Below are 25,642 nucleotides of genomic sequence, written 5' to 3'. Positions count from 1 at the left end.
CGAGGGCCATGACCTCGAACGCTTCCCCACCACCCCCCGGCGGCCCGGCCGGCCGGCGGCGCGCGTTGGGGAGGGGGCCGGGGGTCGTCCGGCCCGAGCCGCCGGACCCGGTCCGGCCCGAGGAGCCCGCCGAGCCGCACACCGCCCCGGAGCCCGCCGAGCAGGCGCCTGCCGAGCCGCGGGCGACACGCACGACGACCGACCCGGGCGGTGCGCCCGGAACTGCCCGGGCGGCCGCCGAGGCCGCCGAGGGGCCGGTGCCGGGCGCTGGGACGGGCGCAGCCGCCTCGGGTGCCGCCCCGGCGCCGGAGGCGGGAAGCCGGGCCGGGGACGACGCCGACGAGGACGGCAAGGTCTTCACGGTCCGGCTCGCGAACTTCGAGGGGCCCTTCGATCTGCTGCTCCAGCTGATCTCCAAGCACAAGCTGGACGTCACCGAGGTCGCGTTGTCGAAGGTGACCGACGAGTTCATGGCGTACATCCGGGCCATGGGACCGGACTGGGACCTGGACGAGACGACCGAGTTCCTGGTGGTCGCGGCCACCCTGCTCGATCTGAAGGCGGCCCGGCTGCTGCCCGCCGCCGAGGTGGAGGACGAGGCCGACCTGGCCCTGCTGGAGGCCCGGGACCTGCTCTTCGCGCGGCTGCTGCAGTACCGCGCGTACAAGCAGATCGCCGACATCTTCAGCGGCCGGCTGGAGGAGGAGGCCCGGCGCTACCCGCGCACCGTGGGCCTGGAGCCGCAGCACGCCGAGCTGCTGCCCGAGGTGGTCATCAGCGTCGGGGCGGAGGGCTTCGCCAGGCTCGCCGTGAAGGCGATGCAGCCGCGGCCCGAGCCGCGGGTCTACGTCGACCACATCCACGCCCCCCTGGTCAGCGTGCAGGAGCAGGCGCAGGTCGTCGTGGCGCGGCTCCGGGACCTCGGTGAGGCCAGCTTCCGGGTGCTGGTCGAGGACACCGACGACACGCTGACGGTCGTGGCCCGCTTCCTGGCCCTGCTGGAGCTGTACCGCGAGAAGGCCGTCGCACTGGAGCAGGAGGCCGCGCTGGGCGAACTGCTCGTGCGGTGGACCGGTGGCGACGGGGACGAGGCACCGGTCGTCACCGACGAGTTCGACCGGCCGCCCGAGCCGCCGAAGGAGGAGAAGAAGGCGTGAGCGAGCCGACCGCCGGTCTGCCGGCCGGAGAACGGAGCGTCGCCGACCTCGACCTCAAGCCCGCCCTGGAGGCGGTCCTCATGGTCGTGGACGAACCGGCGACCGAGGAACACCTGGCGAGGATCCTGGAGCGGCCGAGGCGCCGGATCGCGGACGCGCTGCGCGAGCTGGCCGACGAGTACAGCGCCCAGGGACGCGGCTTCGAGCTGCGCCAGGTCGCGGGCGGCTGGCGCTTCTTCACGCGGGCCGCCTACGCCCCGGCCGTCGAGCGCTTCGTGCTGGACGGCCAGCAGGCCCGGCTCACCCAGGCCGCCCTGGAGACCCTGGCGGTCGTCGCCTACCGCCAGCCGGTCAGCCGCAGCAGGGTCTCCGCCGTGCGCGGAGTGAACTGCGACGGCGTCATGCGCACCCTCCTGCAGCGCGGGCTGATCGAGGAGGCGGGCACGGAACCCGAAACAGGTGCGATCCTGTACAGGACGACGAACTACTTCCTGGAGCGGATGGGCCTGCGCGGTCTGGACGAGCTCCCGGAGCTCGCGCCCTTCCTCCCGGAGGCGGAGGCGATCGAGGCCGAGACCCAGGAGGGCGTACCGTCGTTCGACCCGGACGCGCCCGACGACGGCGCGCCGGGCCGCCCGGTGAGCCCGGGGACCGACGACGAAGACGACCAGACGGAACTTTGATGCGAAGCAGCAGCGGCAGGAACAGCAGCGGAAACAACGGCGGGAGCCGTGGTGGCAACAGCGGCGGCCGCGGCGGGAGTGGTGGTGGTCGCGGCAACTTCCGCGGCGCCGGCAACAACCGCGACGACAAGCAGGGCAGCGGCCGTCCGAAGAAGCCGCGCCCGGAGGAGCGGCGCTACGACGTGGGTCCCGGGGCGACCAAGGACGGCCCGAAGGCCGGACGCGGCGGCGCGGCCCGCGGCGGTGCCAAGGGCGGACCGAAGCAGCCCCAGCGGCAGGGCCGCTCGGCCCCGGCCCGCCCCCGTGAGTACGAGGCGCAGATCGAGGAGCGCAACCGCGACCGGTACGCCGGGAAGAAGGAGGTCAAGCTCCCCAAGACCTTCCCCGGCGCCGAGCAGGAGGGCGAGCGGCTGCAGAAGGTCCTCGCCCGGGCCGGCTTCGGCTCCCGGCGTGCCTGCGAGGAGCTGATCGAGCAGGCCCGCGTCGAGGTCAACGGCGAGATCGTCCTGGAGCAGGGCAAGCGGGTCGACCCGGAGAAGGACGAGATCAAGGTCGACGGCCTGACCGTCGCCACGCAGCGCTACCAGTTCTTCTCGCTGAACAAGCCCGCCGGTGTCGTGTCCACCATGGAGGACCCGGAGGGCCGGCAGTGCCTCGGTGACTACGTCACCAACCGCGAGACCCGGCTCTTCCACGTGGGGCGGCTCGACACCGAGACCGAGGGCGTCATCCTGCTCACCAACCACGGCGAGCTGGCGCACCGGCTGACCCACCCGAAGTACGGCGTGAAGAAGACCTACCTCGCGCACATCGTCGGCCCCATCCCGCGCGACCTGGGCAAGCAGCTCAAGGACGGCATCCAGCTGGAGGACGGCTACGCCCGCGCCGACCACTTCCGCGTGGTGGAGCAGACCGGCAAGAACTACCTGGTCGAGGTGACGCTGCACGAGGGCCGCAAGCACATCGTGCGCCGCATGCTCGCGGAGGCCGGCTTCCCGGTCGACAAGCTGGTGCGGGTCGCCTTCGGGCCGATCACCCTGGGCGACCAGAAGTCGGGCTGGCTGCGGCGCCTGTCCAACACCGAGGTCGGCATGCTGATGCAGGAAGTCGACCTGTAGACCTTGTGAGCGACCCGCACCCCCTTTTATAGTCGAGCTGACTATAAAAGGGGGTGCGGGTCTTGGACGGCTACGACAAGTACGCCCACGAACCGTTCGCCGTCACCGCGGACCTCGCCGTGTTCACCCTGCGCGACGGCGCGCTCCACGTGCTCCTCGTCGAGCGCGGGCAGGAGCCGTACGCGGGGCGGTGGGCGCTGCCCGGCGGGTTCGTGCAGCCGGACGAGTCGGCGGAGACGGCCGCACGGCGGGAACTCGCCGAGGAGACCGGCCTGTCCGACGTCTCCGGGCTGCACCTGGAGCAGGTGCGCACCTACAGCGAGCCCGGCCGCGACCCGCGGATGCGGGTCGTCTCCGTGGCGTTCGCCGCGCTGCTGCCCGACGCCCCCGAGGCGCAGGGCGGCAGCGACGCCGCCCAGGCGCGCTGGGTGCCGTACGGCGGGGCCGGGCCGCTCGCCTTCGACCACGACCGCATCCTGGCCGACGCCCACGACCGGGTGGGCGCCAAACTCGAGTACACCTGCCTGGCGACCGCCTTCTGCCCGCCCGAGTTCACCCTGGGCGAGCTCCAACAGGTCTACGAGGCCGTCTGGGGCACCGGAGTCGACCGGCCCAACTTCCGGCGCAAGGTGCTGGCCACCCCCGGCTTCGTCGAACCCGTGCCCGGGGCCGCCCGGCTCACCGGCGGCCGGGGGAAACCCGCCGCGCTGTACCGCGCCGGCACCGCCGCCGCACTCCACCCGCCTCTCCTCCGGCCGAAACGGGAAGGACGCCCCGCATGACCACCCTCGTCCACAAGCAGGCCGCCACCGGAGCGCTGACAGGACTCGCCCTAGGGGACGCGCTCGGATTCCCGACGGAGTTCCAGGACGTGCCAGCGATCCTCGCCCGGTACGGTCCCTGGCGGCAGCTGGAGCTCCCCAGGCCGGCGGTCGTCACCGACGACACGCAGATGACGCTCGCGCTCGGGCGGGGCCTGCGCACCGCCATGGACCGGGGCGTGCTCGAACCCGCGGGCATGGCCGAGGCCGTGCGCCGGGAGTTCATCGCCTGGAACCGCTCCCCGGAGAACAACCGCGCCCCCGGCACCACCTGCCTGCGGGCCTGCGCCCTGCTGGAACGCACGGACCGCCCCTGGCAGGACGCCAGCCAGATCCACTCCAAGGGCTGCGGCGCCAACATGCGGGTGGCACCCCTGGGGCTGATCGCCGGCCTGAGCGAGGAGCAGCGCGCGGGAGCGGCCCAGTTGCAGGCGGCCCTCACCCACGGGCACCCCACCGCCCTGGCCGCCTCCGACCTCACCGCGCACGCCGTCCGCCTCCTCGCCCGGGGCGCCGAACCCACCGGCCTGGTCGGGCTGCTGCGCTCGTACGCCCTGGAGAACCGCAGCCGCTACCACGAGCGCTGGCTCGGCGACCTGTGGCGGCGCGCCGGGGACCCGGGCCCGGAGCAGTACATCGCGCGGGGCTGGGACGAGTGCCTGGCGATCCTCGACCGGCTCCAGCACGCCGTGCGCACCGTCTCGCCGGAGACCGACCCGTGCCTGGCCACCGGTGAGGGCTGGATCGCGGAGGAGGCCCTGGCGACCGGGCTGCTGTGCTTCCTGCTGTTCGTCGACGAGCCCGTGACGGCCCTGCGCCGCGCCGCCTGCACCGCGGGCGACTCGGACTCACTGGCCTGCCTGGCCGGCGCCTTCGCCGGTGCGTACCGGGGCGCGGAGGCCTGGCCGGCCGAGTGGGCCGACCGGATCGAGTACCGCGGCGACCTCGTCGCGCTCGGCGCCCTCTGGGACGCGTGAGCCGTGACCGGCACCCCTGACCTCACCGGCGCCTCCGCACTCACCGGCGCCGCAGCTCTCACCGACGCCACCGATCTCGCGCGCTTCGACCTGGCGCCCGTGGTGGCCGGGCAGCCCGACCCGGTGCTGTTCGCGACCGTCTCCGGCGCCCACCTCTACGGCTTCCCGTCGCGCGACTCGGACGTGGACCTGCGCGGGGTGCACCTGCTGCCGGCCGCCGACCTGGTCGGCCTGCGCGAGCCCGAGGAGACCCGCTCGCGGATGTGGGACCGCGACGGGATCGAGATGGACCTCGTCACGCACGACCTGCGCAAGTTCGTCCGCCTGATGCTGCGCCGCAACGGCTACGTGCTGGAGCAGCTGCTGTCCCCGATCGTCGTGCACACCACCGACGCGCACCGGGAACTGGCCGCGCTCGCCCCCGGCGTCCTCACCGGCAACCACGCCCACCACTACCGGGGGTTCGCGAACACTTAGTGGCGGCTGTTCAGCAGGTCCGGCGAGCTCAAGCCGCTGCTCTACACGTTCCGCGTCCTGCTCACCGGCATCCACCTGATGCGCAGCGGCGAGGTGCAGGCGCACCTGCCGACCCTGATCGGCGAGGTCGACGCGCCCGCCTACCTGCCGGAGCTCGTCGCGGCGAAGGCCGAGCGCGAACACGGCCCGGCCGGGATCGCCCTCGCGCGGGTGCGGGAGGACGTCGAGCGGCTGCACGAGCATCTGGACCGGGCGCAGCAGGACACGGCCCTGCCGCCGGCCCCCACCGCCACCGACGCCCTGCACGACCTCGTCGTACGGGTCCGGCTGCAGGGCTGAGGGGCGGCGGGCCAGGGGGCTCGGCCCGCACATCCCCGGAAGCGAACGCGGGCCCACGGCGATCAGGCCAGGCGGATCGCGTTCCCCTGGACCGTGATCCGCTCCGCGGGCAGCGGCTCCGTCGCCGGGCCGTCGACCACGGAGCCGTCGGAGACGCGGAAGCGGCTGCCGTGGCAGGGGCAGTCGATCGTGCCGTCGGCGACGGAGTTCACCAGGCAGCGCTGGTGCGTGCAGATCGCCGAGAAGGCCCTGAACTCGCCCGCCTCGGGCTGGGTCACGACCACCTTCCGGTCCGCGAAGACCTTGCCGCCGCCGACCGGGATCTCGCTCGTGGCCGCCAGCCGCCCGCCCGCCCGAGCGGACTCCGCGCCCGCGGAGGACTCGCTCGACGAGGAGCCGTCACCGCCCCCGCCGCAGGCCGCGGCGAACACCGCGGCGCCCGTCGCCCCCGTCGCCAGAAGAACCGTGCGGCGCGTGGTCTCGTGGGTCATGTCGTCACTCCGTATGCCGAAAAGCCAGAAGTACAGAAGGCGGAAAAGCCTGGAAAGGCGGAAAAAGGCGTATGCCGTCCATCGCCTCGAAAATACCCAAGGGGCGGCCGTCCCGGCGTCTCACCGGGCGGGCGCCGCGCACCCGGTCGGCGCGGGCTGACTAGGCTGGCCGGACGTAGAGCGACACGCACGTCAGCAAGGAGCATCGCCGTGGCGGTACGAGCGGTCCGGGGCGCCGTCCAACTCGAGCGGGACGAGGCCGGGCACATGGACGAGCAGGTCGGAGCCCTGCTCACGGCCATCCTGGAGCGCAACGACCTCAGCGCCGACGACCTGATCAGCATCTGGTTCACGGCCACGCCCGACCTGCGCAGCGACTTCCCCGCGGCGGCCGCCCGCAAGCTGGGCATCGTCGACGTCCCGCTGATCTGCGCCCAGGAACTCGACGTCGAGGGCGCCATGCCCCGGGTCGTCCGGGTGCTCGCCCACATCGAGTCCGACCGGCCCCGCTCCGCCCTCGCCCACGTCTACCTCGGCGCCGCGGCCGCCCTGCGCAAGGACATCGCCCAGTGAGAACCGCACTCGTCATCGGAGCCGGCCTCATCGGCACCTCGGCCGCCCTCGCCCTGTCCCAGCGGGGCGTCGCCGTGCACCTCGCCGACCACGACCCCGAGCAGGCCCGTACGGCGGCCGCGCTCGGCGCCGGCACGGACGAGGCCCCGGACGGGCCCGTCGACCTCGTCATCGTCGCCGCGCCCCCCGCCCACGTGGCCGACGTCCTCACGGACGCCATGCGCCGGGGCGCCGGACGCGGCTACCTCGACGTGGCCAGCGTCAAGGGCGGGCCGCGCCGCGAACTGGAGGCGCGCGGTCTCGACCTGTCGGCGTACATCGGCACGCACCCCATGTCGGGCCGGGAGAAGTCCGGCCCGCTCGCCGCGACCGGCGACCTCTTCGAGGGCCGCCCCTGGGTGCTGACACCGACCCGGGACACCGACACCGAGGTGCTCAACCTCGCCCTGGAGCTGGTCTCGCACTGCCGGGCCGTGCCGGTCGTCATGGACGCCGACGCCCACGACCGTGCCGTCGCCCTCGTCTCCCACATGCCGCACCTGGTCTCCAGCCTGGTCGCCGCGCGCCTGGAGCACGCAGAGGAGTCCGCGGTGCGGCTGTGCGGCCAGGGCATCCGGGACGTGACGCGCATCGCGGCCTCCGACCCCGGGATGTGGATCGACATCCTCTCCGCGAACCCCGCACCGGTCGCCGACCTGCTCACGGACGTCGCCGAGGACCTGGCGGAGACCGTGCGCTCCCTGCGCGCCCTGCAGTCCTCCGACGAGGACAAGCGGCGTGCGGGCGCCGGCGGGATCGAGGACGTGCTGCGCCGGGGCAACGCCGGGCAGGTCCGCGTCCCCGGCAAGCACGGGTCCGCCCCGCGGGTCTACGAGGTCGTGGCCGTGCTGATCGACGACCAGCCGGGACAGCTGGCGCGGATCTTCGCCGACGCGGGGCAGGCCGGCGTCAACATCGAGGACGTGCGGATCGAGCACGCGACCGGGCAGCAGGCCGGTCTGGTGCAGCTGATGGTGGAGCCGAAGGCGGCCCCGGTGCTCAGCACCGCGCTGCGCGAGCGGGGCTGGGCCCTGCGGCAGTAGTGGGATGCGGCCCGCCGGGGCGCTCCCGGCTTTCCGGGGGGCCGGGGGGCCCGGAGCCCGCCGTCGAGGTGGTGCGGCCGGACGAGTGACTCGTACCCAGTAACCTTGTGCGGGGCAGTCGCGCCCTCACCCCGCAGGCCCGGTTCAGGAAGGTCCCCACAGTGGAAAGCGCCACGCCAGTGATTGTCGCCATCGACGGCCCGTCGGGCACGGGCAAGTCGAGCACCTCCAAGGCCGTGGCGGCCCAGCTCGGACTGAGCTACCTCGACACCGGCGCCCAGTACCGGGCGATCACCTGGTGGATGGTGAACAACGGCATCGACATCGACGACGCCGGAGCCGTCGCGGCCGCGGCCGGCAAGCCCGAGATCGTCTCCGGCACCGACCCGAAGGGGCCGACCATCACGGTGGACGGCGTCGACGTGGCCGCACCGATCCGCACCCAGGAGGTCACCTCCAAGGTCAGCGCGGTCAGCGCGGTGCCCGAGGTGCGGGCCCGGATCACCGAGCTGCAGCGCTCCATCGCGGCCTCCGCGCCGGGCGGCATCGTCGTCGAGGGCCGCGACATCGGCACGACCGTCCTCCCGGACGCCGACCTGAAGATCTTCCTCACCGCCTCCGCGGAGGCGCGCGCCGCCCGCCGCAGCGGTGAGCTCAAGGGCGCCGACGTGAACTCCACCCGCGAGGCCCTGATCAAGCGGGACGCCGCCGACTCCAGCCGCAAGACCTCGCCGCTCGCCAAGGCGGACGACGCCGTCGAGGTGGACACCACCGAGCTCACGCTCGACCAGGTCATCGAGTGCGTCGTCACCCTGGTCGAGGAGAAGCGGGCCGGGAAGTGACCGAGCTGCCTTCGGCACGCGGCGCGGAGGTCGGGCGGCGCATCGGCGTCGGCCTGATGTACGGGCTGTGGCGGCCGCGCGTGCTCGGCGCCTGGCGGGTGCCCACGCAGGGCCCGGTGATCCTCGCGGTCAACCACGCGCACAACATCGACGGCCCGATGGTCATGGGCGTGGCACCCCGGCCGACGCACTTCCTGATCAAGAAGGAGGCGTTCGTCGGCCCGCTGGACCCCTTCCTGCTCGGCATCGGGCAGGTCAAGGTCGACCGCGACACCCCCGACCGCACGGCGATCACCCAGGCGCTCGGCGTGCTCGACGAGGGCGGCGTGCTCGGCATCTTCCCGGAGGGCACCCGCGGCGAGGGAGACTTCGCCTCGCTGCGCGCGGGGCTCGCGTACTTCGCGGTGCGCAGCGGGGCCCCGGTCGTGCCGGTGGCCGTCCTGGGAAGTTCCGGGCGCCCCGGACGGTTGATAAAGGCGCTGCCCCCGCTGCGCTCGCGCGTGGACGTCGTCTTCGGCGAGCCCTTCCAGGCGGGCGACGGCAGCGGCCGCCGTACGCGCAAGGCGCTGGACGAGGCCACCGGGCGCATCCAGAAGCAGCTGGCCGCCCACCTGGAAAACGCCAGGCGCCTGACCGGGCGCTAGGCGACACTGAGTAGTGGATCAGCCGCACCGACCGCGGACGCTCCACCGACCACCACGATGAACGACGAGGTACGGACTTCATGAACGACCACAGCCAGCCCGACGGCTCGGACGCGTACGAGGGCGCGCACGAGCACGAGCACGGGGCGCTCGGCGACGCCGAGTTCGCGGAGTTCATGGAGCTCGCCGCGGAGGAGGGCTTCGACCTCGAGGACGTCGAGGGCGCCCTGGAGGAGGCGGGCCACGGCCCGCTGCCCGTCCTCGCCGTCGTCGGCCGCCCCAATGTCGGCAAGTCGACCCTCGTCAACCGGATCATCGGGCGCCGCGAGGCCGTCGTCGAGGACAAGCCCGGCGTCACCCGCGACCGCGTGACCTACGAGGCCGAGTGGGCGGGCCGCCGCTTCAAGGTCGTCGACACCGGCGGCTGGGAGCAGGACGTCCTCGGCATCGACGCCTCCGTCGCCGCCCAGGCCGAGTACGCCATCGAGGCCGCCGACGCGGTCGTCTTCGTCGTCGACGCCAAGGTCGGCGCCACGGACACCGACGAGGCCGTCGTGCGGCTGCTGCGCAAGGCCGGCAAGCCGGTCGTGCTGTGCGCCAACAAGGTCGACGGTCCGAGCGGCGAGGCCGACGCGGCGTACCTGTGGTCGCTGGGCCTCGGGGAGCCGTACCCGGTCTCCGCGCTGCACGGCCGGGGCACCGGCGACATGCTCGACCAGGTCCTGGAGGTCCTGCCGGAGGCGCCGCGCGAGTCGTTCGGCGGGGGCGGCGTCGGTGGCCCGCGCCGCATCGCCCTGATCGGCCGCCCCAACGTCGGCAAGTCCTCCCTGCTGAACAAGGTGGCGGGCGAGGAGCGCGTCGTCGTCAACGAGCTGGCCGGCACCACCCGCGACCCGGTCGACGAGCTGATCGAACTCGGCGGCGTGACCTGGAAGTTCGTCGACACGGCGGGCATCCGCAAGCGGGTGCACCTCCAGCAGGGCGCCGACTACTACGCCTCGCTGCGCACGGCCGCCGCCGTGGAGAAGGCCGAGGTCGCGGTCATCCTCATCGACGCCTCCGAGTCCATCTCGGTGCAGGACCAGCGGATCGTCACGATGGCCGTCGAGGCGGGCCGCGCGGTCGTCCTGGCGTTCAACAAGTGGGACACCCTCGACGAGGAGCGCCGCTACTACCTGGAGCGGGAGATCGAGACCGAGCTCGGCCAGGTGGCGTGGGCGCCGCGGGTGAACGTCTCGGCCCGCACCGGCCGGCACATGGAGAAGCTGGTCCCGGCGATCGAGACGGCCCTGGCCGGCTGGGAGACCCGGGTCCCGACGGGCCGGCTCAACGCCTTCCTGGGCGAACTGGTCGCCGCCCATCCGCACCCGGTGCGGGGCGGCAAGCAGCCGCGCATCCTCTTCGGCACCCAGGCCGGCACCAAGCCGCCGCGCTTCGTGCTGTTCGCCTCCGGGTTCATCGAGGCGGGCTACCGCCGCTTCATCGAGCGCCGGCTGCGCGAGGAGTTCGGCTTCGAGGGCACGCCGATCCACATCTCCGTGCGGGTGCGCGAGAAGCGCAGCCGGAAGAAGTAGCACGGACGCAAGCGTGAGGGGCGGCCCCCGGGTGGGGACCGCCCCTCACGCTTGCGTGCCCGCTCAGCCGTGTCCGCGCCGGCCCGGCGGGAGCGCGGCCGGCACATGGTGCATCTGCGTGCCGTGCGGCCCGACGGACCCGACCCGCTGCCACTGCGGCTGCTGCTGCCCGGCGGCGTGGCGGGCGCTCTGGGCACCCGCGCTGTACGCGCTGTACGAACTGCTGTAGCCGCTGCCGTACGAGCCGGTCGTACTGTGCGGGATGTTCCCGAAGGCGGTGAAGCCCAGCCTCTCCTCGCCACTGCGGTCACCGGGCAGTGCGCGGAAGGACTTGACGTACTCGGCGTAGAGCGCGTCGTAGATCGGCGTGGCCGATGGGCCGCCCTGGGCGTCCTGCGCCGATCGCGCGGAGGGGATCGGCGAGAAGGACTGGCGGCGGGGAACGTCGTATGCGTGCACGTATGTCCAAACGACCTCGTGGGTCAAGGGATGCGGCCGCGTCACGGCTTTCGCGAGGGCCGCGGTCCGCGCGGGTGACGCGGCGCTCAGGTGCCGGCCAGCGGCAGGGCGGCGGCGACCAGCTTGCCGTTCGCCGCCGCCTTGTCCAAGGCGTCGCGCAGCAGGTCCTCGCGCGGCTGGCGGCCGATCGACCCGACGGGCGCGGCGAACATCAGCACCTGCTGGTGCTTGTTGGCGGCCGCGCGCCAGGCGTCGGTGACCTGGAGCGGCTGGTGCGCCTGCCACCAGGCCACGGGCTGGCCGCCGTTGGTCCCCGGCTGGAGCACCGCGTGCAGCTGGCCCACCGCGAGCAGCACGGACCAGCCGTGCAGCACCGGCGGCACGGCCGACAGCTCCGTCAGCGGCATGAAGCCCTGCTCGATGAGCAGCGGCAGGAAGTCGTCGCCGCCGCCGATCGAGCCGGGGCGGGCGATGGGCGAGGTCGGCTCCACCACCAGGGCCGGGTGCAGCTCGCCGGCGATCAGGACCAGTCCGCTGGTCACCCCCAGCACCGCCTGCTCGGGCACCGCCTTGTCGGGTTCCGGGCCCGCGGCGCTGCCGGTGTCGCCGGTGATGGACTTCACCGCGCCCCGGAGCTGCTCCTCGGTGACCTGGACGACCTGGGAGGGCAGACAGCCGGCGTGGGCGAAGGCGAGGACGGCGGTCTCGTCCCCGATGAACAGGACGGTGCTGGTGCGCTCCTGCTCGGAGTCGCCCGGAGTGCGGCAGGACGTGCAGTCGTAACTGCCGGGGGCGGTCTCGCCGGCGAGCAGGCGGTCGGCTTCTTCGTCGCCGATCTCGGCGCGTACCTCGTCGCTGACGTCGAGCATGCGCGGCACGGGGGGCTCCCTCGGGGATGCGGTGCGTGGCGAGGCCGGGTGGCTCCCGGCCCGTGGTCCGGGTGGGCCCCGGCTCATGCAGAGACAACGGGCGATCCGTGGCGGGAGTAACGCCCCGGGGCGAACGTAATCGAACCAACCGGCGCGCGGTGTCCCGTCCGGCGCGCAGCGACCCGCGCACCGTCAACTCGTCGTCCCGCGGACGGTGTTGAGGGTGGACAGGGCGTCACCCGGCCTTGACCGGCTGGGTCGACAAATCAGGAAATCCGCGAATGAAGTGGATGGCTGAAAATGGCCGTTACCCAAGGTCCGTGCACAACCGGCTCGCCGCAGCGGGATGCCTGCCCGATCCGTCAGCGGGGGAGTTCCCCCGCCTCGCCCGCGAACACCACCGCCCCGCGCCGCAGTTCACAGACGAAGGCGGGCCGCCCGCGCAGGGCGGTCGGCAGCCGCTGCTCGGCGATCACCACGCACGCGTCCAGCCCGCTCAGCAGCTCGTACGTCCGGGCCGCGACCGGCGGGGACATGCCCTGGACGGGCTCGTCCACCAGCACCACCCGCGCGCGTGCCAGCAGTACCCGGGACAGGGCGAGCATCCGCTGCTCCCCGCCGGAGAGCGTGCCGGCCCGCCGCTCCAGCAGGGGACGCAGCTGCGGGTAGGCCTCCAGGGCCGGGGCGTGGCGGGAGGAGACCAGGTCGAGGTTCTCCCGCACGGTCAGCGAGCCGAACACCGCCCGCCGCTCCGGCACCAGGCACAGGCCCCGCCGGGCCCGCTCGTACGCCGGGACGCCGGTGACGTCCGCGCCGTCCCAGACGACCGCGCCCCCCGACAGGGCGACGGTGCCGGCCAGGGCGCGCAGGACGGTGGTGCGGCCGGAGCCGTTGCGGCCCAGCAGCACGGTCAGGCCGGGGCCCGGGGCGGCGAGCGTGACGCCGTGCAGGGCCTCCAGCGGGCCGTAGCGCACGCGCGCCTGGCGCAGGGCGACGGTGGTCACGGGCCCGCCCCCGTCCCCGGGCCGTCCAGGACGCGCCCCGGCGGGCCCGAGGCGACGATCCGCCCGGCGTCCATCACGTGCACGACGTCGGCGAGGTCCGCGACCAGGTCGAGATCGTGCTCGACGACCAGCAGAGCCGTCCCGTCGGCGGCCAGGGCCTTCAGGACCCCGGCCAGCGCGGTCACCTCGGCGGTGTCCAGGCCGGCGGCGGGCTCGTCGAGCAGCAGCACGCGCGGGGCGCCCGCCAGGGCCCGGGCCAGTTCGACGCGGCGCAGCGTGCCGGTGGGCAGCCCGGCGGCGGGCAGGGCGCGCAGCGGTCCGTCCAGGCCCAGCAGCCGCAGGGACCGCTCCACGGCACCCGGATCGCCCGGCCGGCACTGCTCGGCGCCGACCCGGACGTTGCCGGCCACGGTCAGCGAGGGGAAGACGGCCAGCCGCTGGAAGGTGCGGGCGACACCGAGCCGGGTGCGGGCCTGGGCGGACAGCGCGGTGATGTCGCGCCCGTCGAACCGCACGGTGCCGCGCACGGGCCGCAGCGTCCCGGCCAGGCAGTGGAACAGGGTGCTCTTCCCGGCCCCGTTCGGCCCCACCACCGCGGTGATCCGCCCGGGGGAGAGGTCCAGGTCGACCCCGTCGAGGGCGGTGAACCCGCCGTAGCGGGCGTGGAGGCGGCGGGCGGCGAGGAGGGGACCGGCGGGACCGGCCCCGGCGCGGGAGACCCGACCGGCCGGGCCGGGGCGGACCGCCCGGGTCAGGGAGCCGGAGCGGCTCGCCCGGCCCGGGTCCGCCGACCCGGCCCCACCCGCACTCGCCGCCGTGGCACCCACCGGCACCGGCGCCGGCCCGGACCCGGGGGTGCGGGGAGCCGCGGCGCGCAGCCGGTCGCGCACCCGGACGCCCGCCGCCGTCAGCGCCGCCGTCCGCCGAGGGCGCAGCCCGAGCCGGACCGCGCGCACGGCCTCCGGGGCTCCGCCCGGGAAGCGGCCCACGAGGATCGCGAGCACGCCGATCAGCGCCGCCGCCACGCCGCCGCGCGCACCCGCGTCCAGGCCGACCAGGAGGGCGGCCGCGGCGAGCGCGCCCAGCGTGCTGTCGGCGCCCATGACCACCACCGCGGCGAACCACAGCAGACCGCGCACCGGATCGTAGGCGGCGGCGTCGAAGGCCCGCAGGCCCATGCCGAGCATGCCGCCGCCCAGCGCGGCCAGCGCGGCGCCCGCGACGAACGCCAGCAGTTTCAGCCCCGGCACGCGGACGCCCGCCGCCCGCGCGCCCGCCTCGTGGTCCCGCAGGGCCGCCAGGGCGCGGCCGGTCCGCCCCCGGCGCAGCAGGTGCGTCGCGGCCAGGGCCGCGGCCAGGACCACCAGCTCCAGCGCGTAGTAGGCCCGGTCCCCGTCGAAGCCCGCCGGGCGGCCGAGCGTGAGACCCGCCGTGGCGTACGGCTGGGTGAAGACGAAGCGGCTCACGCCGACGCCGACCGCGAACGTCGCCAGCGCCAGGGCCAGGCCCCGGCGGCGGATGGCCGGCCACCCCGTCAGCAGCCCGAGCGGGGCCACCAGCACGACCGCCACCGCGAGGGCCGCCGCCTCCGGCAGGCGCGGCAGCCCCGGGAAGCGGCCCGCCGCCAGCAGCGCCGTGAACAGGGCACCCAGACCCGCGTACGCCGCCTGCCCCAGGGAGATCTGGCCGCCGCGCCCGGTGACCACCACCAGGGACAGCAGGATCACGGCCAGCGCCGGTACCTGGACCGCTGTGTGCAGGTCCCGGCCCGCCAGACCCAGCGGCAGCAGGAACAGCACCAGCGCCACGGCCCAGGCCCCCGGCGGGGCCGGGACCCGGGGAGCGGCCGGGCGCGGCAGCGCGTCCCCCGCCCCGACGCCCGGCAGGACGAGCGCCGCGACCAGCAGCGCGACGACGAACAGGTTCGTGCCGGCCGCCTGCAGCAGGGGCTCCCCCCAGCCCGACGGGTGCAGCCGCGTCAGCTGGCTCTGCGCCACCCCGACGGCCAGGGCCACCGCCACGGCGACGGCCGTGCTGCGCATCCGCGCGGCCACCGCGACCGCCACGACCTCCATCACCAGCAGTGACAGCCCGTACGGGTCGAGCCGCACGTAGGGCGCCAGCAGCACCCCCGTCAGCCCCGCCGTGAACGCGCCGAACGCCCAGCCCGCCGCCGCCACCCGGTCGGCGTCGACACCGCTCAGCTCGGCCAGCCGCCGGTCGTCGACCACGGCCCGCAGCTCCCGCCCGAACCGCGTCCGGCGGACCACCACGGCCACGGCGGCGGCCAGCACCAGCACCACCGCCAGCTGCCCCCACGGCTCGTCCGGCACCAGCACCGGCGCGTCGTCCCGCGCTCCCTGCCCCCACAGCAGCGCCGCCCCGCCGACGAGCAGCACGAACACCCCCAGGGACGCCACCAGGGTCTGCGCCGGGTCCGACCCGAGCACCGCCAGGGGCCGGAAGACGAACCGCTCCAGCACCACCCCCAGCCCCGGCGCCAGCACCAGCAGCGTCACCACCGCCCCCAGCCACAGCGGCCACCCCCACCCGACCACGCACTGCCGCAGCGCGTACGCGCACACCATCGCGATCGCCCCGTGCGCGAAGTTCAGCACCCCGGTCGCGCGGTAGGTCACGATCAGGCCGATCCCGGTCAGCGCCGCCGCGGCCCCCACGGACAGGCCCGCGAGGGTGAGGTCGTACGTCAGCGAGGACATCAGCCGGCTTCTTCGGCCGGTTCGCAGACGGGGCAGGGGCGCAGCCCACCCCTCGCCGCCGGCCCGGCGTCCACCGGGACCGCCCCGTCCTTCCCCGCGACCAGCGGGCAGTCCGACCGGTGGTACAGCGTGCCGCCCGGCACCGTGAGCAGCCGGCCGCTGACCGCGAGCGGCGCGGAGGCGACCCCCTCCGGGTCGCCGGCGCCGCCGGGATCGGGTTCGACCAGCAGGCCGTACAGCTCCTCCACGCGCGCGGCGGCGGCCGCATCCCTGCCGCGGGCCAGCAGCACCGCCCCGGCGACGATCAGCGCGGCACCGGGAATCGTGCAGGACGCGAGGTAGGGCAGCTGCCGTTCGGCCCAGCGCTCGCCGGAGACGCCGTACCAGCCGGCCACGCACAGCACCGCGCCGGCGGCGAGCGCGGCCCAGCCGCCCCACAGGACGGGATGAAGGGTGCGCCATCGGCTCGTCCGCATCACTTGGATCACCGGCTCCCACACGTCGTTCCTGACCGGGGCACGTGCCTGGCTGCCTGTTCGAGTCCGCCGATTCGCTTGCACTATGCCCTGTGGAAGCCGACCCTGAAAGCACCGGGCGCCCACGGCCCGGACCGACACCCGGTGGTGAGCCAGATGGTTCTCGGCAGCGACCTCAGGAGGGGGAACGCGACGAAGGGCCCGCGCACCGCGGGACGCGGCACGGCGGTGGCCGCCGCCCTGGTCCTGGCCCTGGCACCGGCCCTGGCGGCCTGCAGCGACGACAGCGGCGGCGGTGGCGGGAGCACCCCGCCCACGCCGACCGCCGAGCGGACCACGAGCGCGCCGGCCAGCGCCCCCGCCGACCGCGCGGCGGCCGAGGCGGAGATCAGGCAGAACTGGCAGACGTTCTTCGACCCGCAGACCTCGACCGAGGACAAGCAGGCCGTCCTGGAGAACGGCGACCGGCTGGGCCCGGTCCTGCGGGCCTTCAGCGGCGACGAACGCGGCGGGCAGGTCCAGGCGCAGGTCGACAAGGTCGAGTTCACCTCCGCGACGGCGGCGGACATCACGTACACGCTCACCCTCAAGGGCGCCACCGTCCTCCCGGACGCCTCCGGGAGCGCCGTCGAGCAGGACGGCACCTGGAAGGTGTCCGCCAAGACGCTGTGCGCGCTGGTGCAACTGAGCGGCAATGCGTCGCCGGTACCGGGCTGCTGAGGCGCTCGCCGCGGTGCTGCTGCTCGCCCTGAGCGCGGCCTGCGGCAGCCGGCTCCCGGAGAGCGACTTCACGCGCGAGGACCGCAGCCCCGCCCCGCGCGAGACGGCGCCCCTGCGGGTCGGCATCATCACCAGCGCCACCAGCCCGGTCGGCGGCGACGCCTTCACCGGCCCGCGCGACGGTGCCAAGGCCTTTTTCGACCGGCTCGACGCGCGCGGCGGCATCGACGGCCGGCGGGTCGAGGTGCGCCTGTGCGACGACGGCGGCAGCGGCGTCGGCAACAACGAGTGCGTGCACAAGCTCGTCGACGAGGACCGGGTCGTGGCCCTGGTCGCCACCACCGCTCTCGACTACGCGGGAGCCCCCCGCGTCTCGGCCGCGCGCGTGCCCGACATCGGCGGCCAGCCCATCGGCAGCGCCTACGACACCTACCCGCACCTCTACGGCATCTACGGCAGCCTCGCCCCCCGCGACGGCACCACCGGCTGGGACGGCGAGCTGTACGGCGGGACCGAGGTCTACCGCTACTTCCGGCGCGAGCACGGCGCCCGCACCGCCGCCGTCGTCTCCTACAACCAGTCCGCCTCGGCCGCCTACGCCCGGCTCGTCGAACGCGGTCTGCGGGCCGAGGGCTACCGGGTCGTCACCGAACAGGTCGACTTCGCCCTGCCCAACTTCCGCGCCGTGGCGGCCGATCTGAAGGACCAGGGCGCCGACCTGGTCTTCGACGCCCTGGACGGGCACGGCAACGCCCGGTTGTGCCGCGCGCTGGACCAGGAGGGCGTCCGGCTCACCGCCAAGGTCACCAACGTGCAGAACTGGACCTCCGCCGTCGCCGACGACCACCGGGACGCCCCGCACTGCCGCAACGCCCTGTGGGCGACCGGCGCCAGCCGCAACTTCCAGGACACCGGCCACCCGGCGGTACGGGAGTTCCGCGAGGCGACCCGCGGCCTGCGGACGCACTCCCAGTGGCAGCTGGAGGGATGGGCGGCCGCCCGCTGGTTCACCGACGCGGCGCGCTCCTGCGCGCAGGAGGGCATCACGCGCGCGTGCGTCGACCGCTTCATGGACCGCAGCCGGGGCTACACCGCGGGCGGACTGCTGCTCCCCGTCGAGTTCGCCCGCTCCGCCGAACCGCCCGCGACCCGGCGCACCTGCCTGTCCGTGGCCCGCTGGCAGGACGGCGAGGGCTGGGTGAGCCAGGGCGACATGGACCGCACCTGCTTCACCGTCCCCCAACTGGCCTACCGCCCTTGAGGACAGTGGTTGTCCGCGAGGGCTGGCAGACTCGGCCCCATGCTGGAGACCTCGGCCCGCCTGCTGCGTCTGCTGTCCCTGCTCCAGGCCCACCGCGAGTGGCCCGGCCCGGAGCTGGCCGGGCGGCTCGGCGTCAGCGCCCGCACCCTGCGCCGTGACGTGGACCGCCTGCGCGAACTCGGCTACCCGGTCGACGCCAGCCCGGGCACCGGCGGCGGCTACCGGCTGGGCGCGGGAGCCGAACTGCCCCCGCTGCTCCTGGACGACGACGAGGCCGTCGCCGTGGCCGTCGGGCTGCGCACGGCCGCCGGGCAGGGCATCGACGGCATCGGCGAGACCTCCGTGCGCGCCCTCGCCAAGCTGGAGCAGGTCCTGCCGGCGCGGCTGCGCCGCCGCGTGGGCGCCCTCAACGCCTTCACCGTGCCGATGCTGCGCGGCTCGCTGCCCTCCTCCGTGGACCCGGCCGTGCTCACCGAACTCGCCCACCTGTGCCGGGACGCCGAGAGGCTCCGCTTCGCCTACCAGGGCCACGACGGCACCGCGTCCCGCCGCACCGTCGAACCGCACCGCCTGGTGTGCACCGAGCGGCGCTGGTACCTCGTCGCCTGGGACCTCGACCGGGAGGACTGGCGCACCTTCCGCGTCGACCGCATCACGCCGAAGCCGCCGCACGGCCCGCGCTTCGTGCCCCGCGACCCGCCCCACGAGGACCTCGCGGCCTACGTCTCCGAGGGCGTCTCCACGCGCGCGTACGCCACCCACGGCGTGGTCCGGCTCTTCGCGCCGGTGGCCGAGGCCCGGGCGCACATCTCGCCCTCCGCCGGGGTGCTGGAGGCCGAGGGCCCGGACACCTGCCTGCTGCGCTGCGGTGCCGGCAGCCTCGACGTCATGGTCATCCACGTCGTCATGCTGGGCTTCGACTTCGAGGTGCTGGAGCCGGCCGGACTGGTCGACGCGATCAGCAGGACGCGCGACCGGCTCGACCGGGCCCTGGCCCGGGCAGGTCAGTCGCCGCCGGAACCCGCGGACGGCGCCGCGCCGACCCCGGCCGCTCGGAACGGACCCGGGGCGGCGCCGTGACGCCTATTTCCCGGGTGGCGCAGCGGTCGCCCGGCCGGTCCGGCGGCGGAATGCGAAAAGCCCGGGAACACCTCACCCATTCGCATGACGGCGGGCCTTTCCGGCGGCGTACAGGGAGGCGGGGAAATGCGCCCGAATGCCGGCGGAAGCGGTGCGGAACCGCTCGTGCGTGTGCCGGGTGACCCGCTGAACACCTGTCGTGATCTTGTGACAGAAGAGTGACCGGGCGCGGACAGTGACCGGCAGGCCGGCCGGGCTTCCGCGGCCGCCGGGCAGGACATAGCGTGGCGGCATGGCACCGACTCCGACACCTTCCGCCGAACCCGACGACAGCCCGGACACCTATGTCGGCCTGGAGGCCGGCCGGGCCGAGCACCTCGCGCGCGAGCGCGGCTGGCCGACGGTCCGCTCGCTGCCACCGGGAGCGATCATCACCATGGAGTACCGCGTGGGCCGGCTGAACTTCGAGGTGAAGGGCGGCCGGGTGGCCCGCGCCTGGAAGGGCTGAGACACACCGAAGGCCCCGGTCCGCGAGGAACCGGGGCCTTCGCCGTGCCGGGACGCGTCGCGCGGCGGCCGGGTCCGTACGGGGTCAGCCGCCCGCCACCGGACGGGCCGAGGAGGCGGAACCGCGGGGGTGGCGCTCCGGGTGCTGCGGCCTGCGACTGCCGGCCGGGGTGGTCGGCGTGCGCTCCGCGCGGCTCGTGTGCGGTCCCGGCGCCAGGTAGACCGGGGTCCGCGGCGAGCGGGCCGCCACGTCGTCCCGCTCGGCGGACAGCGGCGTGACGACCAGGGGCGGCAGACCGGCCGGCACGGACGAGGCACGGCGGCGACGCGCCCGCACCCGGTCGCGCAGTTCGAAGATGCGGGCCTCGCAGCGGGCGATGAGCGGCTCGAACCAGGGCAGGGCGAGCAGGATCAGCAGGCCCGCGGCCCACCCCAGGAGGACGTCGCTCAGCCAGTGCGTACCGAGGTAGACGGTGGCCATGCCGACGCCCAGGGAGGTCACCGCCGACACGGCGGACAGCCAGCGGCGCGCTCTGGGGGTGGAGGCCATGTAGGCCAGGATTCCCCACGTCACCACGGCGTTGGCGGTGTGACCGCTCGGAAATATATCGCCGCCGCGCCACATCTCGTTCGAGCCGATCACGGTCGCGTAGTGCGGTCCCAGACGGCCCATGCCGTACTTGGCCGCGCCGACCGTGACGTTCAGCAGCAGCAGCGAGACGCCCAGGGCGAGCAGCGGACGCAGGGTGTGCTGCCGCCAGGAACGCCAGCCCAGCCAGGCCGCGACCATCACCGCGGTCGGGCCGCGCTGGCCGAGGACCACGTAGTAGTCGACGAACCAGTGGATCTCCGACCACTGCTGGTAGGGCCGGAAGAACATGACCTGCCAGTCGAGCCGGACCAGCCAGGACGTGATCACCACGGCCCACACGATCGCGCCGTAGAAGGCCAGGGTCGCCGCGAGGAGCACGACGCGGTGCCTGCTCATCTTCGGCTCATCGATGTGGGCCGGTCGTTCCGGCTCACGGTCCAGCCGGGCGAACACCCGGTCCAGACGGGTGAGCTTCGGTTCGGTACGCACCCGATCGACGTTACAGCGAGTGAGCTGAGATCCCGGGCGAATCAACGGCTTTGTGATGACGATGTGATGTGGGATTCCTCTCAACAGGGGGTTTATTTCCAGCGATTCTGTAATCGCCGACCGTCGCGGCCTTCAATTCCTTTGATCATCCCGGGGCCGGGTTTTATTGCGCTTTTGAATTCGTTCACCCCCGCATGGGGCGGAATTCTCCCGGGGCTCACAGCGGGTCAGGGGGGACCGGACCCGTTCAGCCAGAAGGCCCCGTACACCGCGCCGACCACCGCCAGGACCCCCAGCACCACGGCTGACCTGGGAGGACGTGCCCGCGCGAGAAGAAGCGCGAGGGGCAGCAGCAGCGGGAACGCGGGCATCAGCAGCCGCGGTTTGGAGCCGAAGTAGCTCGACGCGCACAGCGCCAGCAGGGTCACGGCTCCGCTGTAGACCAGCAGCGCAAGCGGCTGCCGCTGACGAACCCCGACCGCGTACAGCCAGACGACTGACGCGACCCCGAGGACCAGCCCCGCACCGGCCAGGGCGGACGGGAACGACACGAACCTGCCGGCGACGAACCGGGCGAACGCGTAACCCCCGTCGAAACCGTTGCGCCAGCCGGCCTGGACGTCGAGATAGCCGAGCGGGCCCGCACCCGTGCGGTGGCCGACCCACAGCACGTACCCGGCGGTGCCGAGGGGCGCGAGGAGCATGCCCGCGGCGCGGCGGGCACGGGAAGCGGCTCGGCCGCCCGGCCCGCCGGGGGCCGCGCGCCGCTCCGCGACGAAGGAGGCGATCGCCGCCGCCCACAGCGCCGCGACGACGGCCGCCCCGACCGGGCGAGTCAGTCCCGCCGCCAGCGCCAGCGCCCCAGCCGTCACCCAGCGGCCGGTCAGCACCGCGTACAGGGACCACGCGGCCAGAGCCGTGAACAGCGACTCGCTGTACGCCATCGACTGCACGATCCCCACCGGCAGCACCGCCCACAGCAGCACCGCGCACACCCCGGCCCGGCGGCCGTACACATGGTCCGCCACCGCGAAGATCCCCCAGGCCGCGGCGAGGGAGGCGGCCAGGCTCACGACGAACCCGCCGTCCGCGTACGACAGCGGCGACACCGCCGCCACCAGCCGTTCCAGCCAGGGCAGCAGAGGGAAGAACGCCAGGTTGGAGTGGACGTCGCCGTTGGGCAGCCGCACCTCGTAGCCGTAGCCGAGTTCGGCGACCCGGACGTACCAGAGCGCGTCCCAGCGGGCGGTGAGCAGCGTGTACGCGCTCTTGTCCCGCGCCGCGCTCCACAGCACGAGCGCGAGCAGGCCCAGGGCGCGGACGGCCGCGTAGCCGAGGAGCGCCGGGGCCGCCCGGCGCAGCGCCCCGGCGCGCGGCGGGGCCGTGCGCGTCTGCAGATCGATCACGGGCCCGATTATCGGTCCCGGCGGGAACCGCCCGGCCCGGCCCGGGCGTGATCGACGGCGGGGAAGTGGCGTACGCCACATCGTTCCGCCGAAGTCGTGAGAGGTCCGCCACTGGGCTCGGGCGAGGACTCGCGTACGCTGACGTGTCACTCGCTGTTCGTTTTGCGCGGGCCGGAGATCCATCCCACCGCTCCTCTCCGGCCGAGTCGCGGGGGCGTCCCCCACCCCGTGAGCCCGCCGATCGCGAGGGAACATCTGGGAGGTACGTACATGTCCGGGACGACCACGGCCGCCGCTGCGCTGCGCCGTCGGGCGGCCGGGGCCGGTGCCAACCGCTGGGTGGTCCTCGTCGTCCTCTGCGTCAGCCTGCTGCTGGTCGCGGTCGACGCCACCGTGCTGCACGTGGCGGTTCCCGCCGTCACCGAGGACCTCAGGCCCGGCGGCATCGAGCTGCTCTGGATCGTCGACGTCTACCCGCTGGTCTGCGCCTCGCTGCTGATCCTGTTCGGCACGCTGGGCGACCGCGTCGGCCGCAGACGGGTCCTGCTCCTCGGGTACACCCTGTTCGGCGTGGCCTCCGGCCTCGCGGCCCTGGCCGACAACGCCCAGGTGCTGATCGTGGCGCGGGCGCTGCTCGGCGTCGGCGGCGCCATGATCATGCCCGCCACCCTGTCGATCCTGCGGCAGGTCTTCCCCGACCGGCGCGAGCGGGCGCTGGCCATCGGCATCTGGAGCGCCGTGGCGGCGGTGGGCGCCGCGGTCGGGCCGCTGCTCGGCGGTTTCCTGCTGGAGCACTTCTGGTGGGGCTCGGTCTTCCTCGTCAACATCCCGCTGATGCTGGTGAGCCTGCCGGTGGGACGGCTGCTGCTGCCCGAGTCCAAGGGCGACGGCACGGGCCCCTGGGACGTGGTCGGGGCGCTGATGGCGGCGGCCGGGCTGTTCGGTGTCGTGCTGGGCGTGAAGCGGCTCGGCAGCGGCGAGTCCGTCGGCAGCCTGCTCACGGTGCTGCCCCTGGTGGTCGGCGCGGCCCTGCTGACCGGCTTCGTACGGCGGCAGCGGCGGCGGACGCACCCCCTGGTCGACCTCAAGATGTTCGCCCGCCCGGCGTTCAGCACCTCCGTCGGCTGCATCGTGCTGGCGATGCTCGCGCTGGTGGGCCTGGAACTGATCGCCGCGCAGTATCTCCAGCTGGTGCTGGGCCTGTCACCGCTGGAGACCGGGCTGCGGCTGCTGCCGCTGACGTTCGCCGCGATGGCGGCCGGGCTGGCCGGGGCGCGCATGCTGCGGCGGTTCGGGCCGCGGCGGATGGTGTGCACGGGCTTCTGCGTGACCGCCCTCGCGGTGGTCCTGCTGACCGGGCTGGGCCGCACCGACGAGTGCGCGCTGATGCTGGGCGGGTTCGTGCTGCTGGGCTTCGGCCTGGAGACGACGCTGTTCGGCGCGTACGAGTCGATGCTGAGCGAGGCGCCGCAGGAGCAGGCCGGCGGGGCGGCGGCGATCGGCGAGACGTCGTACCAGCTGGGCGCGGGCATCGGCATCGCACTGCTCGGCACGGTGATGAACGCGGCGTACGCGCCGGGGCTCTCGGGCGTGCCCGGGGTGCCGACGAGCGCGTCCTCCGCCGCGGGGCATTCGCTGGGGGAGGCGTACGAGGTGGCCGCGCAGCTCGGCGGTCCCGCCGGGGCCGCCCTGCGGCACGCGGCCCGCGACGCCTTCGTCCACGGGCTCCACGTGACGCTGCTGGTGAGCGCGGGGCTGCTGCTCCTGGGCGCGGCGATCGCCCTGCGGCTGCCGCGGGCGATGCAGTGCGAGGCGGTGCCGCCGGGACCGGTCGAGGTCCCCGCGCAGCGGGACGCGACGCAGTCCCGCGTCTCGGTCTGACAGGCCTTCGCCCGCCGCCCCTCACCCGGGACGGCCGGGCGCGAGGACCCGGGGGAGTGGCGGCCGGGGGCGGGAGCCCGTGGCGGGGTGGTGCTGAGGGCGGGGGAGGCCGTAGCTTCTTGGCTAGCGGTGCTAGTTAAAGAGTCTCGGAGGGTGTCGATCATGTCCGGTGCGTCCAAGCTGCCTCCCTTCGACCCGGCCGACCCCCTCGGCCTGGACGACCTTCTGGAGCCGGAGGACCTCGGTGTCAGGGACACCGTCCGGGCGTGGGCCGCGGACCGGGTGCTGCCGCACGTCGCCGAGTGGTACGAGAAGGGCGAGCTGCCCGGGATCCGGGAACTGGCCCGGGAGCTGGGCGGGATCGGGGCCCTCGGCATGTCCCTGGAGGGCTACGGGTGCGCGGGCGCGAGCGCCGTGCAGTACGGGCTCGCCTGCCTGGAACTGGAGGCCGCCGACTCCGGCATCCGCTCGCTCGTCTCCGTGCAGGGCTCCCTCGCCATGTACGCCATCCACCGCTTCGGCAGCGAGGAGCAGAAGCAGCACTGGCTGCCCCGGATGGCCGCGGGCGAGGTCATCGGCTGCTTCGGGCTCACCGAGCCCGACCACGGCTCCGACCCCGCGTCCATGCGCACCCACGCCAAGCGCGACGGCACCGACTGGATCCTCAACGGCCGCAAGATGTGGATCACCAACGGCTCGGTCGCCGGGGTGGCCGTCGTGTGGGCGCAGACCGAGGACGGCATCCGCGGTTTCGCCGTGCCCACCGACAGCGACGGCTTCTCCGCGCCGGAGATCACGCACAAGTGGTCGCTGCGCGCCTCCGTAACCAGCGAGCTGGTCATGGACGACGTACGCCTGCCCGCCGACGCCGTCCTGCCCGGGGTGACCGGGCTGCGCGGACCGCTCGGCTGCCTGTCCCACGCCCGGTACGGGATCGTCTGGGGTGCCATGGGCGCGGCCCGCAGCTGCTTCGAGGCCGCGGTCGACTACGCGAAGTCACGGGAGCAGTTCGGCCGGCCCATCGGCGGCTTCCAGCTGACCCAGGCCAAACTCGCCGACATGGCGGTCGAACTGCACAAGGGGATCCTGCTCGCCCACCATCTGGGGCGGCGGATGGACGCCGGCCGCCTGCGTCCCGAGCAGGTCAGCTTCGGCAAGCTCAACAACGTGCGGGAGGCCATCGAGATCTGCCGCACGGCCCGGACGATCCTCGGGGCCAACGGCATCTCGCTCGAATACCCCGTGATGCGGCACGCGACCAACCTCGAATCGGTGCTCACCTACGAAGGCACCGTCGAGATGCACCAGCTCGTGCTGGGCAAGGCGCTCACCGGACTGGACGCCTTCCGGTAGGCGCGTCCGGTCGCACCCCGGACGGGGGCAGGGCCGGGTGAGCGGCC

The 25,642-nt window shown here is 74.3% G+C and carries 24 protein-coding genes and 1 pseudogene; 17 read left to right on the top strand and 8 right to left on the bottom strand.

Features of this window, described 5'->3' with window-relative positions; translation table 11 throughout:
- The first annotated feature begins 8 nt into the window (after positions 1-8).
- From ACFYWG_RS31445 to ACFYWG_RS31420, 6 genes and pseudogenes are all read left to right on the top strand, one after another.
- The gene (locus tag ACFYWG_RS31445; protein ID WP_389204329.1) at positions 9-1,157 is read left to right on the top strand and encodes a segregation and condensation protein A; all 1,149 of its coding nucleotides are present in this window, start codon (positions 9-11) and stop codon (positions 1,155-1,157) included.
- Entirely contained in the window at positions 1,154-1,840 is a 687-nt protein-coding gene (gene scpB / locus ACFYWG_RS31440; RefSeq protein WP_389204328.1) for an SMC-Scp complex subunit ScpB, read from the top strand. Before ACFYWG_RS31445 ends, scpB begins: the two co-directional genes overlap by 4 nt.
- A complete protein-coding gene (locus ACFYWG_RS31435; RefSeq protein WP_383510889.1) occupies positions 1,840-2,958 on the top strand; it encodes a pseudouridine synthase in 1,119 nt (372 codons plus the stop codon). The genes scpB and ACFYWG_RS31435 overlap by 1 nt, the downstream gene beginning before the upstream one ends.
- Positions 2,959-3,011: 53 nt before the next feature.
- On the top strand, positions 3,012-3,740 hold the full coding sequence (locus tag ACFYWG_RS31430; protein WP_389204327.1) for an NUDIX domain-containing protein: 729 nt from the start codon (positions 3,012-3,014) through the stop codon (positions 3,738-3,740).
- Positions 3,737-4,756 (top strand): ADP-ribosylglycohydrolase family protein, encoded by a 1,020-nt coding sequence (locus tag ACFYWG_RS31425; RefSeq protein ID WP_376331240.1) that lies wholly within the window; start codon positions 3,737-3,739, stop codon positions 4,754-4,756. The genes ACFYWG_RS31430 and ACFYWG_RS31425 overlap by 4 nt, the downstream gene beginning before the upstream one ends.
- Before the next feature lie 90 nt (positions 4,757-4,846).
- A pseudogene (locus tag ACFYWG_RS31420) lies at positions 4,847-5,572 on the top strand (DNA polymerase beta superfamily protein).
- A gap of 62 nt (positions 5,573-5,634) precedes the next feature.
- Here the strand turns inward: ACFYWG_RS31420 and ACFYWG_RS31415 are convergent.
- Positions 5,635-6,063: a Rieske (2Fe-2S) protein gene (locus tag ACFYWG_RS31415; protein WP_385420599.1), complete on the bottom strand. Its 429-nt coding sequence runs from the start codon at positions 6,061-6,063 to the stop codon at positions 5,635-5,637.
- Positions 6,064-6,273: 210 nt separating this feature from the next.
- On the opposite strand from ACFYWG_RS31415, the gene aroH reads away from it, so the two are divergent.
- From aroH to der, 5 genes are all read left to right on the top strand, one after another.
- Positions 6,274-6,636 (top strand): chorismate mutase, encoded by a 363-nt coding sequence (aroH, locus tag ACFYWG_RS31410; RefSeq protein WP_376331245.1) that lies wholly within the window; start codon positions 6,274-6,276, stop codon positions 6,634-6,636.
- Positions 6,633-7,718 carry a prephenate dehydrogenase gene (locus ACFYWG_RS31405; RefSeq protein WP_376331247.1) on the top strand — a complete coding sequence of 362 codons (1,086 nt, stop codon included), beginning with the start codon at positions 6,633-6,635 and terminating at the stop codon, positions 7,716-7,718. The genes aroH and ACFYWG_RS31405 overlap by 4 nt, the downstream gene beginning before the upstream one ends.
- A 179-nt stretch (positions 7,719-7,897) precedes the next feature.
- Positions 7,898-8,560: a (d)CMP kinase gene (cmk, locus tag ACFYWG_RS31400; protein WP_376331249.1), complete on the top strand. Its 663-nt coding sequence runs from the start codon at positions 7,898-7,900 to the stop codon at positions 8,558-8,560.
- Positions 8,557-9,204: a lysophospholipid acyltransferase family protein gene (locus ACFYWG_RS31395; protein WP_376331251.1), complete on the top strand. Its 648-nt coding sequence runs from the start codon at positions 8,557-8,559 to the stop codon at positions 9,202-9,204. Before cmk ends, ACFYWG_RS31395 begins: the two co-directional genes overlap by 4 nt.
- 80 nt (positions 9,205-9,284) lie before the next feature.
- The gene (gene der / locus ACFYWG_RS31390; RefSeq protein ID WP_376331252.1) at positions 9,285-10,778 is read left to right on the top strand and encodes a ribosome biogenesis GTPase Der; all 1,494 of its coding nucleotides are present in this window, start codon (positions 9,285-9,287) and stop codon (positions 10,776-10,778) included.
- Between the two features lie 63 nt (positions 10,779-10,841).
- On the opposite strand, the gene ACFYWG_RS31385 is transcribed toward der, so the two are convergent.
- The 5 genes from ACFYWG_RS31385 to ACFYWG_RS31365 form a co-directional block, all read right to left on the bottom strand.
- Complete coding sequence (locus tag ACFYWG_RS31385) at positions 10,842-11,237, bottom strand: hypothetical protein (protein ID WP_376331254.1); 396 nt, start codon at positions 11,235-11,237, stop codon at positions 10,842-10,844.
- Positions 11,238-11,323: 86 nt separating this feature from the next.
- The gene (locus ACFYWG_RS31380; RefSeq protein WP_376331255.1) at positions 11,324-12,115 is read right to left on the bottom strand and encodes a hypothetical protein; all 792 of its coding nucleotides are present in this window, start codon (positions 12,113-12,115) and stop codon (positions 11,324-11,326) included.
- Positions 12,116-12,468: 353 nt separating this feature from the next.
- The gene (locus ACFYWG_RS31375; protein WP_385420604.1) at positions 12,469-13,110 is read right to left on the bottom strand and encodes an ATP-binding cassette domain-containing protein; all 642 of its coding nucleotides are present in this window, start codon (positions 13,108-13,110) and stop codon (positions 12,469-12,471) included.
- Positions 13,107-15,830 carry an ATP-binding cassette domain-containing protein gene (locus tag ACFYWG_RS31370; RefSeq protein WP_389204326.1) on the bottom strand — a complete coding sequence of 908 codons (2,724 nt, stop codon included), beginning with the start codon at positions 15,828-15,830 and terminating at the stop codon, positions 13,107-13,109. The genes ACFYWG_RS31375 and ACFYWG_RS31370 overlap by 4 nt, the downstream gene beginning before the upstream one ends.
- The gene (locus ACFYWG_RS31365) at positions 15,830-16,306 is read right to left on the bottom strand and encodes a hypothetical protein (protein ID WP_389204325.1); all 477 of its coding nucleotides are present in this window, start codon (positions 16,304-16,306) and stop codon (positions 15,830-15,832) included. Before ACFYWG_RS31365 ends, ACFYWG_RS31370 begins: the two co-directional genes overlap by 1 nt.
- A 156-nt stretch (positions 16,307-16,462) precedes the next feature.
- Between ACFYWG_RS31365 and ACFYWG_RS31360 the strand changes: the two genes are divergently transcribed.
- The 4 genes from ACFYWG_RS31360 to ACFYWG_RS31345 all read left to right on the top strand — a co-directional run bounded on the left by ACFYWG_RS31360 (position 16,463) and on the right by ACFYWG_RS31345 (position 19,875).
- Complete coding sequence (locus tag ACFYWG_RS31360; protein WP_376331262.1) at positions 16,463-17,026, top strand: hypothetical protein; 564 nt, start codon at positions 16,463-16,465, stop codon at positions 17,024-17,026.
- The gene (locus tag ACFYWG_RS31355; RefSeq protein ID WP_389204324.1) at positions 17,001-18,287 is read left to right on the top strand and encodes an ABC transporter substrate-binding protein; all 1,287 of its coding nucleotides are present in this window, start codon (positions 17,001-17,003) and stop codon (positions 18,285-18,287) included. The genes ACFYWG_RS31360 and ACFYWG_RS31355 overlap by 26 nt, the downstream gene beginning before the upstream one ends.
- A gap of 39 nt (positions 18,288-18,326) precedes the next feature.
- Positions 18,327-19,367: a helix-turn-helix transcriptional regulator gene (locus ACFYWG_RS31350; RefSeq protein WP_389204323.1), complete on the top strand. Its 1,041-nt coding sequence runs from the start codon at positions 18,327-18,329 to the stop codon at positions 19,365-19,367.
- A gap of 292 nt (positions 19,368-19,659) precedes the next feature.
- Complete coding sequence (locus ACFYWG_RS31345; protein WP_383503596.1) at positions 19,660-19,875, top strand: I78 family peptidase inhibitor; 216 nt, start codon at positions 19,660-19,662, stop codon at positions 19,873-19,875.
- Positions 19,876-19,959: 84 nt separating this feature from the next.
- Here ACFYWG_RS31345 and ACFYWG_RS31340 read toward each other — a convergent pair whose 3' ends face one another.
- Together ACFYWG_RS31340 and ACFYWG_RS31335 are read right to left on the bottom strand one after the other, a co-directional pair.
- Complete coding sequence (locus tag ACFYWG_RS31340) at positions 19,960-20,955, bottom strand: phosphatase PAP2 family protein (protein ID WP_383503597.1); 996 nt, start codon at positions 20,953-20,955, stop codon at positions 19,960-19,962.
- Positions 20,956-21,182: 227 nt separating this feature from the next.
- Positions 21,183-22,361: a hypothetical protein gene (locus ACFYWG_RS31335; RefSeq protein ID WP_389204322.1), complete on the bottom strand. Its 1,179-nt coding sequence runs from the start codon at positions 22,359-22,361 to the stop codon at positions 21,183-21,185.
- Between the two features lie 270 nt (positions 22,362-22,631).
- Between ACFYWG_RS31335 and ACFYWG_RS31330 the strand changes: the two genes are divergently transcribed.
- Together ACFYWG_RS31330 and ACFYWG_RS31325 are read left to right on the top strand one after the other, a co-directional pair.
- Positions 22,632-24,242 carry an MFS transporter gene (locus ACFYWG_RS31330; RefSeq protein ID WP_389204321.1) on the top strand — a complete coding sequence of 537 codons (1,611 nt, stop codon included), beginning with the start codon at positions 22,632-22,634 and terminating at the stop codon, positions 24,240-24,242.
- Positions 24,243-24,404: 162 nt separating this feature from the next.
- The gene (locus tag ACFYWG_RS31325) at positions 24,405-25,595 is read left to right on the top strand and encodes an acyl-CoA dehydrogenase family protein (protein WP_376331274.1); all 1,191 of its coding nucleotides are present in this window, start codon (positions 24,405-24,407) and stop codon (positions 25,593-25,595) included.
- The last annotated feature ends 47 nt before the right edge of the window (positions 25,596-25,642 follow it).

The sequence above is a fragment of the Streptomyces sp. NPDC003456 genome (genome assembly GCF_042878735.1).
Classification (GTDB): Bacteria; Actinomycetota; Actinomycetes; order Streptomycetales; family Streptomycetaceae; genus Streptomyces.
Note: the sequence above shows the minus strand (reverse complement) of the source record. Positions and strands in the feature narration are given on the sequence as shown.